11 protein-coding genes are annotated in these 12937 nt (G+C 69.3%); 4 read left to right on the top strand and 7 right to left on the bottom strand.

Annotated features, from left to right (window positions below; genetic code table 11):
* The first annotated feature begins 187 nt into the window (after positions 1 to 187).
* The 3 genes from AC27L4_RS08535 (at position 188) to AC27L4_RS08525 (ending at position 3462) form a co-directional block, all read left to right on the top strand.
* Entirely contained in the window at positions 188 to 1459 is a 1272-nt protein-coding gene (locus tag AC27L4_RS08535; RefSeq protein WP_487141655.1) for an ABC transporter substrate-binding protein, read from the top strand.
* Positions 1460 to 1720: 261 nt separating this feature from the next.
* Complete coding sequence (locus AC27L4_RS08530) at positions 1721 to 2641, top strand: carbohydrate ABC transporter permease (protein WP_487141654.1); 921 nt, start codon at positions 1721 to 1723, stop codon at positions 2639 to 2641.
* Complete coding sequence (locus AC27L4_RS08525) at positions 2638 to 3462, top strand: carbohydrate ABC transporter permease (protein ID WP_487141653.1); 825 nt, start codon at positions 2638 to 2640, stop codon at positions 3460 to 3462. Before AC27L4_RS08530 ends, AC27L4_RS08525 begins: the two co-directional genes overlap by 4 nt.
* 109 nt (positions 3463 to 3571) lie before the next feature.
* Here AC27L4_RS08525 and AC27L4_RS08520 read toward each other — a convergent pair whose 3' ends face one another.
* From AC27L4_RS08520 to AC27L4_RS08490, 7 genes are all read right to left on the bottom strand, one after another.
* The gene (locus AC27L4_RS08520) at positions 3572 to 4732 is read right to left on the bottom strand and encodes an ABC transporter ATP-binding protein (protein WP_487141652.1); all 1161 of its coding nucleotides are present in this window, start codon (positions 4730 to 4732) and stop codon (positions 3572 to 3574) included.
* 84 nt (positions 4733 to 4816) lie between these two features.
* Positions 4817 to 7966 (bottom strand): beta strand repeat-containing protein, encoded by a 3150-nt coding sequence (locus AC27L4_RS08515; RefSeq protein ID WP_487141651.1) that lies wholly within the window; start codon positions 7964 to 7966, stop codon positions 4817 to 4819.
* A 208-nt stretch (positions 7967 to 8174) separates the two neighbouring features.
* The gene (locus AC27L4_RS08510) at positions 8175 to 9302 is read right to left on the bottom strand and encodes a helix-turn-helix transcriptional regulator (RefSeq protein ID WP_487141650.1); all 1128 of its coding nucleotides are present in this window, start codon (positions 9300 to 9302) and stop codon (positions 8175 to 8177) included.
* 183 nt (positions 9303 to 9485) lie between these two features.
* Positions 9486 to 9644 carry a hypothetical protein gene (locus tag AC27L4_RS08505; protein WP_487141649.1) on the bottom strand — a complete coding sequence of 53 codons (159 nt, stop codon included), beginning with the start codon at positions 9642 to 9644 and terminating at the stop codon, positions 9486 to 9488.
* A 92-nt stretch (positions 9645 to 9736) separates the two neighbouring features.
* On the bottom strand, positions 9737 to 10246 hold the full coding sequence (locus AC27L4_RS08500; RefSeq protein WP_487141648.1) for a toxin-activating lysine-acyltransferase: 510 nt from the start codon (positions 10244 to 10246) through the stop codon (positions 9737 to 9739).
* 70 nt (positions 10247 to 10316) lie between these two features.
* On the bottom strand, positions 10317 to 10925 hold the full coding sequence (locus AC27L4_RS08495; protein ID WP_487141647.1) for a glutathione S-transferase family protein: 609 nt from the start codon (positions 10923 to 10925) through the stop codon (positions 10317 to 10319).
* A gap of 85 nt (positions 10926 to 11010) precedes the next feature.
* Entirely contained in the window at positions 11011 to 11748 is a 738-nt protein-coding gene (locus AC27L4_RS08490; RefSeq protein ID WP_487141646.1) for a M48 family metallopeptidase, read from the bottom strand.
* Positions 11749 to 11837: 89 nt separating this feature from the next.
* On the opposite strand from AC27L4_RS08490, the gene epmA reads away from it, so the two are divergent.
* Positions 11838 to 12884: an EF-P lysine aminoacylase EpmA gene (gene epmA / locus AC27L4_RS08485; protein WP_487141645.1), complete on the top strand. Its 1047-nt coding sequence runs from the start codon at positions 11838 to 11840 to the stop codon at positions 12882 to 12884.
* Positions 12885 to 12937 lie beyond the last annotated feature (53 nt).

Raw genomic sequence — 12937 nt, 5'->3', positions numbered from 1 at the left:
GCCTCCTGAGGCGAGGGTTCGCGGACCGGCCGCCAGTCTCCGACGAAACCGGCGAAGATTCAAACCGGCTGACGTCCATGCCCGTGTGGACAGGCGCGGGCAAGCGCGCCATGCTGCCGGGGCAGCGTCGGTTTCCCGATACCATGCCATGATGCGCCGGGGCCGGCGACAGGAGGGGGAGGAGGCGATGAGACTCTATGCACGGGCGGCCTTCGCCGCGGCGATGGTGCTGGCCGGCGCCCTGCCGGGCGCGGCGCAGGACAAGCCCTATGACGGCATGACGCTGACCCTGGCCTCGCAGAACGACCAGTACGCCACGGTGCTGGCCGACCTCGCGCCCAAGTTCAAGGAAGCGACCGGCATCGAGGTCAAGGTCGACATCCTCAGCTATCCCGAGCTGCTGACCAAGGTCACCGCCGATTTCGTCGGCCACGCCAGGGGCTACGACCTCGTCACCATGGACAATGTCTGGGCCGGGCAGTTCGCCGAGGGCGGCTACAGCGTCGACCTGACCGAGTGGATCAAGCGCGACGCCGCCGAGATCAAGCCGGACGACATCCATCCCGTGCTGATGACGGCGCTCGGCAACTACAAGGGCAAGCAGGTGGCCTTCCCCTTCGCCGGCTATGCCAATGTCCTGGTCTATCGCACGGACCTCTACGAGGCGGCCGGGCTGAAGCCGCCGGAGACCATGGAGGACATGGTCGCCAACGCCCACAAGCTCACGGCGCCGCCCAAGCAGTACGGCTTCGTCGCCAACGGCCAGAAGGGGCCGGCCGTGGCGCAGGACTGGATGCAGTACAATGCCGAGATGGGCGGCTCCATCCTCGACAAGGACGGCCGGCCGGCGCTGAACTCGGATGCCAACGTCAGGAGCCTCACGGTCTACAAGGAGCTGTTCGACAAGACCGCGCCGCCCGGCGCCGCCGACTATGACTGGGGCGGGCGCGAGGAGAGTTTCCGCCAGGGCCTCGCCGCCCATATGCAGACCTGGTCGGTCGGCCTGCCCGGCTATTCCGACCCGAAGATGTCCAAGGTGGTCGGCAAGGTCGGGGTCAGCGTGGCGCCGCCCGGCAAGGGCGTGCCGAAGAAATACGGCGTCGGCGGCTGGGGCATGGCGATCAACGCCGATATCGACGCCAAGCGCCAGGAGGCGGCCTGGCTGTGGATCAAGTGGCTGACCAGCCCGGCGGTCCACAAGGAGTTCAACCTGCGCGGCGCCGGCAGCTATCTTCGGATCAGCGAGACCCGCGACCCCGAGATCCTGGCCAAGTTCCCGTTCGTGGCGGTGATCGACGAGGTCTTCGTCCATGGCGACGGCGACTATCGCCCGCGCATCCCGCAATATCCGCAGATCCAGGATCTGCTCGGCACCGCCGTCAATGCGGTGCTGATCGGCAATGCCGACCCGAAGGCGGCGCTCGACGAGGCCCAGGCCGAGGCCGGGAAGCTGTTCTGAGGGGCGTCTGCATCTCGGATCGCGGCTTTCCGGTACGGTGACTGGCGTGCTCGTCATGACGATCTTTTCAGGCCCCGACACGCAATTGCAGGCAGAACAGGGGGCAGGAGTCTTCTCCGCGCAAGTCGGATGTTTCCGCCTTGCGCGGAGAAGGCTTTCTCGCGCCATATTCCGGGACGCCGCTGCCGGAGCGATACCGTGATCGACGACCGTTGGCACCGCCACAACGGATCGGGCCCGCCCATGGCGATGCGGCGGGGGATGCCTGGAGCGCCAAGCGCCTCTCGGCTGCCTTACCGGCGGCGGCGGCAGGTCTTCCTCGTCCTGCTCGGCGCGCCGGCCCTGGCCTATGTGCTGGCGGTGGCGGTCTGGCCGCTGATGCAGGGCATTGCCTACAGCTTCTACGACTACAGCCTGCTGCGGCCGGGCCGCACCGCCTTTGTCGGCCTCGACAATTACCGCACCCTCCTGGCCAGCGAGGCGGCGCGGCGCTCCTTCGTCGTCACGGTGGTCTTCACCGGCCTGGCCGTCGCCCTGGAATTCGTGCTCGGGCTCGGCCTCGCGCTGCTGCTGTGGCGCGACGGGCGCTTCCAGCGGGTGTGCCTGGCGCTCCTGCTGGTCCCGGTGACGGTGACGCCGATCGTCGTCGGCCTGGTCTTCCGGGCCCTGCTCGGCGCCGACTACGGCATGCTCGGCACCTGGTTCGCCGCCTGGGGCCTGTCCGGGCCGCGCGGCTTCCTCGGCGATCCCGCCACCGCCCTGCCGACGCTGGTGGTGGTCGACGCCTGGCAATGGACGCCGTTCATGGCGCTGGTCCTGCTCGCCGGCCTCAAGTCCCTGCCGGTCGACGTGCTTGAGGCGGCGGAGGCGGACGGAGCGACCGCGGGCCAGCGCCTCAGGCTGATCGTGCTGCCCATGCTGCTGCCGGCGGTCTTCCTGGCGCTGGTGCTGCGCACCATGGACGCGTTCCGCGTCTTCGACATCGTGTTCGCCACCACCAATGGCGGTCCGGCCGACGCCACCAACGTCCTGATGGTCTATGCGGTGAAGCAGGGCCTCGAATTCTTCAACATCGGCTTCGCCTCGGCGATCGCCAATGCGATGATCCTGTGCATCGCCTTATTCTCGGCGGCCTTCATCGTGCTGGTGCGCCGGGCCGACAAGCGGGCCAACGAGACATGAGCCGGCGTCCGTCCACGCGCGTGCTGGCGGCCGAGCGAGGGGCGCTGGCGCTGGTCACCCTCATGTTCCTCGCGCCGGTGGCCTGGCTGGTCTCGACCGCCTACAAGCCGGTGCGCGACATCTTCAGCATCCCGCCGACGCTGCTGTTCACGCCCACCCTCGACAATTTCCGCGGCGTGTTCCGCTATTTCGACCTCTATCACCTTCTTCAGAGCAGCCTCGTCATCAGCCTGGGCTCGACGGCGCTGTCGCTCGCCATCGGCGTTCCGGCCGGCTACGCCCTCGCCAGGGCACGGGCGAGGGCGGCGATCGGCCTGGCCTATTTCTTCCTGGCCGTGCGCACGGTGCCGCTGGTGGCCACGCTCCTGCCCTTCTACATGATGATGCGCGACGTCGGACTGCTCGGCACCTGGTGGGCGGTGATCCTCCTGTCGGCGACGCTCAACTGCGCCTTCGTCGTCTGGATGATGTTCTCCTCCTTCCGGGCGCTGCCGCGGGAGATGGAGGAGGCGGCGCTGACCGACGGCTGCACCCCGCTCGGCGCCTTCCTGCGCGTCGCCCTGCCGATGGTGAAGCCCGGCCTGGTGGCGAGCGCGCTGCTGTGCATCATGTTCAGCTGGAACGATTTCCTCGTCTCCGCCTTCCTGACCCGGGCCGAGAGCAAGCCGATCTCCGTGGCGCTGCTGGCCGCCTTCGGCACCAAGGACATTTCCTGGGGCACGCTCGGGGCGCTGGCGCACTTCTCGACCATCCCGATCGTGCTGATCGCCCTGGCGCTGAACCGCTTCTTCGTCCAGGGCCTGACCCGCGGCGTGCATTGACGCCGTCATACCACGTCGCGAAGATACTGACGCATCCGCGCCTTGAAAAGCTCAAGCGCCGCTCGGGCTTAGCCAAAGCTCAATGAGTCAGGCTCATTGAGCTTTGGTATCAGTCCTCCGCCCCGATGGCGAGGCCGGTCTTGCGGTCGAACAGGTGGAGGCGGTCGAGGTTGGCGCGGATCGCCAGCCGCTCGCCCCGGCGGACCGGGGTGAATCCGTCGACCAGCACGCGCAGCCGGCCGCGTGAGCCGGGGCCGGCGAGGTCCTCGCCATTGCCGTCGGCCGGCACCGAAGGCACGTCGACGTCGCAATGCACCAGCAGCGAGGCGCCGAGATCCTCGGTGAAGGCGACCGTGCCCGGGATCGCGCCGGGCATGTCGCCGCCGGGCGGGCCGAGGGTAAGCGTTTCGGGGCGCAGGCCGACCGCGACGGCCCGGCCGGGAGAGGCGGCGAGGCCGGGCCGGCGGGCGAGCCAGGCCCCCGGCAGGTCCAGGCGCGTCCCGCCCAGCGCCAGGGCCGGGCCGGCCTCGATCCGGCCTTCGAGGAGGTTGATGGCGGGCGAGCCGATGAAGCCGGCGACGAAGAGGTTGGCCGGCTGGTGATAGAGCGTGCGCGGGGGCCCGAGCTGCTGCAGCACGCCGCGATTCAGCACCGCGACGCGGTCGCCCATGGTCATGGCCTCGACCTGGTCATGGGTGACGTAGAGCGTGGTGACGCCGGTCATCTTCTGGATGCGGGCGATCTCCGCCCGCATCTGCACGCGCAGGCGGGCGTCGAGGTTGGAGAGCGGCTCGTCCATCAGGAAGGCCTGCGGCTCGCGGACGATGGCGCGGCCCATGGCGACGCGCTGGCGCTGGCCGCCGGAGAGCTGCGCCGGCTTGCGGTGGAGATAGTCGGCGAGCTCGAGGGTCTCGGCGGTCGCCCTGACCTTGGCGGCGATCTCGGCATGGCCGACGCCGCGGACCCGGAGGCCGAAGCCGATATTCTCGGCCACCGTCAGGTGCGGATAGAGAGCATAGCTCTGGAACACCATGGCGATGTTGCGTTCGCGCGGCGAGAGGTCGTTGGCCGGCCTGCCGCCGATGCCGAGCGTCCCCTCGGTGATGTCCTCCAGCCCGGCCACCATGCGCAGCGCCGTCGACTTGCCGCAGCCGGACGGCCCGACCAGCACCAGGAACTCGCCGTCGGAAATGGCGAGGTCGAGCGCGCACACCGCGGTGAGGCCGTCGGCATAGCGCTTGCTGACCTTGTCGAAAACGATTGCTGCCATCGGGGAAAGGAGACTCGGGGGCGCAGGCGATCACCTCCGATCGTGACATGCGGAGGCGGTCGAGGTCAAAGAGAGCGGCTGCGGCTACAGCACGAAGTCGCTCGCCTGGACGGTGGTGAGATTGGCGAGCTGGACGGAGAAGTCGGCGCCGCCGTCGCCGTTGGTATCGCCATAGATGTAGATGCTGCCGTTGACGATTGACATGCGCAGTTCGCCGGCATGGCGCGAGAAGCCGGCGGTGCCGACGAAGCTGAAGGCCTGGTCGCCGGCCGTCAGGGTGTCGGCGTCGATGGCGACGAGCGAGACCTTGTCGCCCTCCGTCCGGCTGAAGTCGGTGATCACGTCGCGGCCGGTGCCGGACTGGTTGCTGTCGGCGGACGACCCGTAGACGAAGCTGTCGGCGCCCGCGCCGCCGGTCAGACGATCGGCTCCGGTGCCGCCGGCCAACACATCGGCGCCGCCTCCGCCCTGCAGGATGTCGGCGCCGCCATTGCCGTCGAGCCGGTTGGCGCCGGCATTGCCGATGATGGTCTGGTTGAATGCGTTGCCGCGCAGGTCGATCGCCGCGGTTCCCGCGTCGTTCGTGGTCTTGAGCAACTCGATCTCGGCGGTGGCGAAGAGGCCGAAGGAGGCGGAGGCTCGCACCTGGTCGTTGCCTTCGCCGACTTCGTCGCGCACCTTGTCGGCATTGGAGTCGACGATGAAAATGTCGTTGCCCGTGCCGCCGAGCAGGGTGTCGGCACCGAGGCCGCCGTCGAGCGTGTCGTTGCCGGCCTCGCCTCGCAGGGTGTTGGCGGCGTTGTTGCCGGTGATGACGTTGCCGAGGCCGTTGCCGCCGCCGTTGAAGGCGCCGGTGCCGGTCAGCGTCAGGTTCTCGACATAGCCGCGGATGATGTTCGGCGGCGCCGCGAGGTCGTAGGACATCGCCGCCAGGACCGTGTCGCTGCCGCCGGAGCCGGCGGCGCTCTCGTCGAAGACGTCGCCGGCGTCGCCGGCGACATAGATGTCGCTGCCGGCCCCGCCGCGCAGGATGTCCGCGCCGCCGCCGCCGTCGAGCCTGTCGTTGCCCGCCCCGCCGGCCAGGATGTTGGCGCCGTCATTGCCGGCGAGCGCGTTGTCCAGCGCGTTGCCGGTGCCGTTGATGGCCTCGGCGCCGAGCAGGGTCAGGTTCTCGACGGCCCCCTTGACGATGGCGGTGTCGGCGAGGCTGAAGGAGACCGACGACAGCACCGTATCGAGGCCACCGGAGCCGGCGGCATTTTCATCGATCACGTCCTGCGTGCCGTCGACGAGATAGCTGTCGTCGCCGGCGCCGCCGCGCAGGGTGTCGGTGCCGCCGCCGCCGATGAGGGTATCGTTGCCGGCGCCGCCGATGAGGGTGTCATTGCCGCCGCCGCCGTCCAGGAAGTTGGCGCCGGCATTGCCGGTGATGGTCTGGGCGAAGCCGTTGCCGGTGAGGTCCATGGCCTCGATGCCGGCTGCGTTGCGCGTGGAAAGAAGCTCGACATAGGCGCCGGCTGCGAGCACGTAGTCCACGCTGGCCTGCACCCGGTCCAGTCCGCCGCCGGCTGCCTCGATCACCGCGTCCTCGGCGATGTCGACATAGTAGATGTCGTTGCCGGTACCGCCGATCAGGATGTCGGCGCCGCCGCCGCCGTCGAGCGTGTCGTTGCCGGCGCGCCCTTCCAGGGTGTTGTTGCCGGCATTGCCGGTGATGGCGTTGTTCAGGCCGTTGCCGCCGCCGTTCAGGTGCCGCGTGCCGATCAGCGTCAGGTTCTCGATATAGCCCTTGATGGCATTGGGCGACGCGGCGAGATCGTAGGACAGCGCCGTGCGGATGGTGTCGATGCCGCCGGAGCCGGCAATGCCCTCGTCGACGACGTCGCCGGCATCGTCGACGCCATAGACATCGTTGCCGGCGCCGCCGCGCATCGTGTCGGCGCCGGCGGCGCCGTCGAGCGTGTCGTTGCCGGCCGCGCCGGTCAGGATGTTGGCGCCGGCATTGCCGGTGAGGATGTTGTCGAGGGCGTTGCCGGTGCCGTTGATGTCGGCCGCGCCGAGCAGGGTCAGGTTCTCGACGGCGCCCTGGATGACCGTGATGTCGGCCAGGGAGAAGGTGAAGGCGGCCTGGACCGTATCGTTGCCGTCCGAGCCGGCGATGCTCTCGTTGACGCGGTCGGCGGTGCTGTCGACGACATAGGTGTCGTTGCCGGCGCCGCCGCGCAGGATGTCGGCGCCGCCTCCGCCGTCGAGCACGTCGTTGCCGGCGCCGCCGGTCAGGAGATTGATGCCGGCATTGCCGATGAGCCAGTTGTCGAGAGTGTTGCCCGTGCCGTTGATATCGCTTGCGCCGGTGAGGCGCAGGGCCTCGATGCTGCCCTTGAACGTGCCGGCATTGCCGAGGTCGAGCGATATGGTCGTCTCCACCGTGTCGAAACCGCTTGCCCCGGCCGTGGTCTCGTCGACGATGTCGGCGAGATCGTCGACGACATAGACGTCGTCGTCGGCGCCGCCCTGCATGGTGTCGGCCCCGGCGCCGCCGTCGAGCCTGTCGGCGCCGCCGGCGCCTTTCATCGTATCGCTGCCAGCCAGGCCGCTGAGCACATTGTTGCCGGCATCGCCCCAGAGCGTGTCGCCGAAGGCGGAGCCGGTGAGGTTCTCGAAGCCGTTGATCTGGTCGCCCGCGGCGTCGCCGCCGGCCAGCGTCGCGCCGGCAACGAGTGAAACGGTCACGCCCTGCGAGGATTCGCTGTAGTCGACGGTGTCGACGCCGTTGCCGCCGTCGAGGATATCGGAGCCGCCGCCGCCCCTGATGATATCGTTGCCGCCGCTGCCGGAGATCGTGTTGGCGGCGGCGTTGCCGACCAGCAGATCGGTGAAGACGGAGCCGAGCAGGTTTTCGATGCTCGTGAGGGTGTCGTCGGCCGAGTCGCCAAAATACCCCCGACCGGTCGCGAGGCTCACGGTAACGCCGGTATAAGCGTCGTAGTAGCTGGCGGTGTCGATGCCGTCTCCGCCGTCGATCACGTCGGCTCCGGCTCCCCCAGTCAGGATGTCGTTGCCGAGACCACCATATATCGTATCGTCGTCCGTGCCGCCGTGAATGACGTCGTTTCCGCCGCGGCCGAAGAGGATATCGGCCCCCGGATAGCCGTAGATGGTGTCACTGCCGTCCGTGACACCGTCGTCATAGTCGAGATTGTCGTTGCCAGAAGTGCCCAGGACTTGAGCCATTGCGGGTTGCTTTCCAACGATGTCGAATTCGGCAGGCTGCCGGATGGTGCGATCGGCGAATGCACCCATATCGAGCCAGCAGAGCACAATCGGCGGCAATCCGCCTCACCTATATTGGTGAAATGATGTTCCCGGTGGTGCCGGCCCGGGCTGCCGCGAGGTTGGAGATCCCATCCGCTGCAGGCGCTGACGCCCTCCGGGGCGCGGCTCAGCCCGGAACCCGCGCGACGCGGTTGAGCAATGCCACCAGTTGACCCTGCCGTGCCGTGCTCGTCTTGGTGAAGAGGTTGCGCAGATGGGTGCGGGCCGTGTCGAGCGAGACGCCCTGAGCCCGGGCATAATCTTGAACCGAAAACCCTGCCGCAAGGTCGGCGGCCAGCTCAGCCTCCTTTGCGGTCAGGCCGAAGAGGGACCGGCAGCGCTGCGCCAGGCCTGCGTCGGCGGTGGCAGCCAAGTCCTGGATGAGTAGGATGGCAGCGCGTGCGACCGGCAGGTCGTCAGCAGCCGCACCGACGAACGGCGAGACGGAGAGAGCGAGCCGTGGCCTGTCCGTGCTCGGCGAGCGGACGAGCAGGTCGCCGCCTGCCGGTAGGTACGAGGCCTCGGGCGAGCACGCCGCCGCCACCATCGCCGCCAGCATGTCTCCCGGCCATGCCGTGGTCGCCACGCGGCCGCCCGACAGAAGGAGGCCGCTGTCTGGTGTCGCCAGCAGGGCTTCCGCCGTTGCGTTCAGGGCCAGTGGACGCCCCGCTGCGTCGACGAGAATGTGCCCGATCGCGGCCGCATCCCATGACCGCGCCTCATGGGCGAGGCGCGCCGTCCCCAGCTTGATGTGCAGCGCGGCGGCGCGTGCGATCGTCGGCGCCAGTTGCCTGAGCAGCTCGACCTGGCTGCAATCGAAATCCGGCTGCCGGCCACCGCGGTTGAAGAAAAGGCCGGCCGCAATTCCGATCTTAACCGGCATGGTGGCTATCAAGGCACTGTGATCGCCTTGCGGCACGAGCCATTCGTTGAAGAAGGCGGTCTTGCGGAATTCGTTCTTGGGCAACAGCGCCTGGTCGGTGAAGATGTCGGGAGCGCAGTCGTTCCACATGTAGGGCAAGAAGGGATTGGCAAGGAGGGGATCGAAGGCTGCCGCCTCGAAATCGGGCGTGCAGTCCCCGTGGAGCAGGAAGCCGCGCTGCCCGCGTGGCGCCAGGATGGCAAAGGCGATCTTCGAGCTTCCGGTCAGCGCCTTCATCCGTGTCATCGCCGGCCGCCAGCCGCCGGCATCGAAGGGGGCCCGACGGAGCGCCCCGGCCAGGAGCACCAGGTCGTCGAAGGAAGCCTTGGTCATCCGCATCGCAGTCCGCTTCCCGATCCCTGCCGGCCGCTCGCCCGTCGGCGTGGTCCGAGCCGGCGGAACTCGCGCCGGTGCGTCCTGTCGAAAACGATTGCAATCATCGCCGCGGCACTCTGCCTTCCCGATCCTTTGCTCCGGATCGTGGCATGCAGGGCCAGGGCGGTCAAAGCGCGGCGATCATCGACCGGCGCGCGAGGCGCGCCGCTCACCGGTGTGGCGCGAGAAGCCGGCCATGCCGATGAAGCTGAAGGCCTGGTCGCCGGCGGCGGCTGTGTCGGCGTCGATGGCGGCGAGCGAGATTTTGTCGCCTTGCGCCCGGCTGAAGTCGGCGATCACGTCGCGGTCGGCGGACCGGCTGCCGTCGGCCGCCGTATTCGGACGACATGGAGCGCGCGCCCGAGCCCGGGACGGCTTCCGGCCTGGCCGCGTCACATCGTGGGGCCGCGCCGTTGCTCGACGTGCCGCCGCACGAAGTCGTTGATGCGCAGCCGCCCCGGCCTCACTCGGCCATCAGCATAGAAGCGCTTGAAATAAGCCATCTCCCGTCCCTGCATCGCCTCGCGCGCCGCGTCCAGCAGCACCGCCCGGGCGGCAGCCGTGTCGGCCGACCAGACGTTGAAAATGATGCAGGCGGAGTCCTCCGGGCCAGCCGCCGCGGCGGCACTGCCGGTGATCCAGGCCTCGGCGGCCTGGGTGTCGGCCAGCGTCCATCCGAGCAGGCCGACGACACGCTTTCCGTCGTCGACGATGAAGCGGTAGTGGCCGCGGTTGATCTGGCCGACCAGGATCTTCGACCAGGCGCCGAACCGCAGCGCGGCGAAGGCCGGCTTGGTCATCAGGTGGTTGACGGCGAGGCCGAGGGCGAAGACCGGGCTTGCCGGACGGAACGCCCGCAAGCCCGGGCGCGGCGGCGCGGTGTCCGTTCCTTCGTCGTGCAAGGCTGCCTCCCCACCGTTGCGCCCGGGCGCCACTATGCCTCGGAACGATCGTCGGAGCACCTTGCCCGCGTCAGCCGGCCGCCAGCGCCGCATCCTTCTGCAGGAAGCGCCCGAAAGCCGGCCGGGCCGTCAGCCGGTCGAGATAGGCGCGGAAGACCGGCCGGTCGGGCAGGACGTGCAGGATGTTGAGGGCATAGTGGATGCCGATGCCGATCTGCGTGTCGGCGGCGGTGAAGGCCTCGCCGGCGATGTAGGGCCGCTCGGCGAGAGTCCTCTCCAGGTGGCGGAGCATGTCGTCGTAGAGGCCGAAGGAGAAGTCGTTGCTGACATAGCCCAGCCCCTTGACCCGCGCCGCGATCACCGGGTCGAAGACCGCGTCGGCATAGACCAGCCAGGTCAGATAGGGCGCGCGGGCCTTGTCGCCGATGGCCGGGGCGAGGCCGGCCTGGGGAAAGGTCTCGGCGAGATAGAGGCAGATGGCGGCTCGCTCGGTGACGACGACGCCGTCATGCACGATGGCGGGCACCTTCTTGTTAGGCTGGATCGCCCGATAGGTCTCAGGAGCGCCGCCGGGGCCGCGGATGTCGACCAGCTCGACCTGGTAGGGCGCGCCGAGCTCCTCCAGGAGCCAGAAGACGCCGAGGGAGCGGGACTGGGGAGCGTGGTAGAACGTGATCATGACGACCTCCTGCGCAAGGATTGCGTAGAGGCATTCTTGCGCCGGCCTGCTGACAGCATGGTGGCAGCATGCCGGCGCCGCCCCGTCACCCGTAGCGGTGCAGGTCGGCGCCGTGCGCCTTGAGCCAGGCCTTGGCCTCGGCCGTGCGCGGGCAGAGCGTGGCGCACAGCCGCCAGAAGCGCGCGGAGTGGTTCATCTCCTTCAGATGCGCCACCTCATGGGCGGCGAGATAGTCGAGCACGAAGGGCGGCGCCAGGATCAGCCGCCAGGAGAAGGCGAGCGCGCCGGTCGAGGAGCAGGAGCCCCAGCGGCTGGCCGTATCCTTGATGCTCACGGGTCCGCGCTTGGCGCCGATCGCGGCGCAATGGCGGTCGGCCGCCTTGGTGAGGTCGGCCAGCGCCTGCTTCTTCAGCCAGTCGGTCAGACGGCGCGACAGATGCGGCAGCTCGCCGGCGACGGCCAGCACCGGCGGCTCGCCCGCCTCGGCCTTCACCGTGCCGCGCGCGCCAGGGCGATGCTCGATCCGGTGGGCGACGCCGCGCAGCGGCACCAGCGCGCCGTCGGCGAAGGCGACGGCGGCGGCGAACCTCTGCAGGCGCACCTCGATCCAGCCGGCATGCTTCTCGGCGAAGGCCTTGGCCATGGCCAGGCTGCCGCGGGCCGGCATGGACAGCACCACATCGCGCTGGGCCGTGCGCACCCTGAGGGTGTAGCGCCGGGCGGAGGCAAGGCGGCGGACGGGGATGGGGTAGGTGACCGCGCCGATCCGCACCTCGACATGGGTGGGCTCGGGGGGCGGGGTGCGGCGGAAGAACTGGAACATGGGCGATTCGAAAGCCATCATAGCAGGCCAAGCGCGGCGATCGAATGACGGGCGCTGGCCATGCCGTCGGAGAGGGGCTAAGCAGCGCCATGACCAAACCCTCAGCCTGGTGGCGGCCTGACGTCCACGAGGATCGCCGGCCGCTGCTCCTCGTCCGCAACCGCATCCGGGCGGGCCTGCGCGTCTTCTTCGCCGAGCGCGACTTCGTCGAGGTCGAGGGCGCGATCCTGCAGGTCTCCCCCGGCAACGAGACGCATCTGCACGCCTTCGCCACCGAACTCGTCGGGGCGGACCTGCGCACGGCGCGGCGCTACCTGCACACCTCGCCGGAATTCGCCTGCAAGAAGCTGCTGGCTGCCGGCGAGCGGCGGATCTTCGATTTCGCCAGGGTGTTCCGCAACCGCGAGCGCACGGCGACGCACCATCCCGAGTTCACCATGCTGGAATGGTACCGGGCGGGCGAGACCTACGAGGCGCTGATGGACGACTGCGCCGCGATCCTGGCGCTGGCCGCCGGAATCGCCGGCCGGAGCCGATTCGCGTTCCGCGGCATGACCGCCGATCCCCTGGCTCCGCCCGAACGCGTGACCCTGGCGCAAGCCTTCGAGGCCTTTGCCGGCATCGATCTGCTGGCGACCATGGACGCGGACGGCGCGACCGACCGCGAGGCGCTGGCCGACGCCGCCCGCCGCGCCGGCGTGCGGGTGGCCGAGGACGACACATGGTCGGACATCTATTCCGGCGTCCTCGTGCAGAAGATCGAGCCGCGCCTCGGCCAGGGCCGGGCCGCCATCCTGTGCGAATATCCGATCAGCGAGGCGGCGCTCGCCCGGCCCGCGCCGCATGACCCGCGGGTGGCGGAGCGGTTCGAGCTCTATGTCTGCGGCGTCGAACTCGCCAACGCCTTCGGTGAGCTCACCGATCCGGTCGAGCAGCGCCGGCGCTTCGAGGCCGACATGGCGGAGAAGCTGCGCCTCTACGGCGAGCGCTATCCGCTGGACGAGGAGTTCCTCGAGGCGCTGGCGCTGATGCCGCCGGCCAGCGGCATCGCGCTCGGCTTCGACCGGCTGGTCATGCTGGCCGCCGGCGCCGGTCGGATCGAGCAGGTGATCTGGACACCGGTCGCGGAGATGTAGGGAAGCTGCTGGCCGGGCAGGGAGGCCGGCCGTGCACCCGGCCGGGCGACCGG

The sequence above is a fragment of the Labrys sp. Lb11 genome (assembly GCF_057554225.1).
This window is presented reverse-complemented; position numbering and strand designations above follow the sequence as displayed.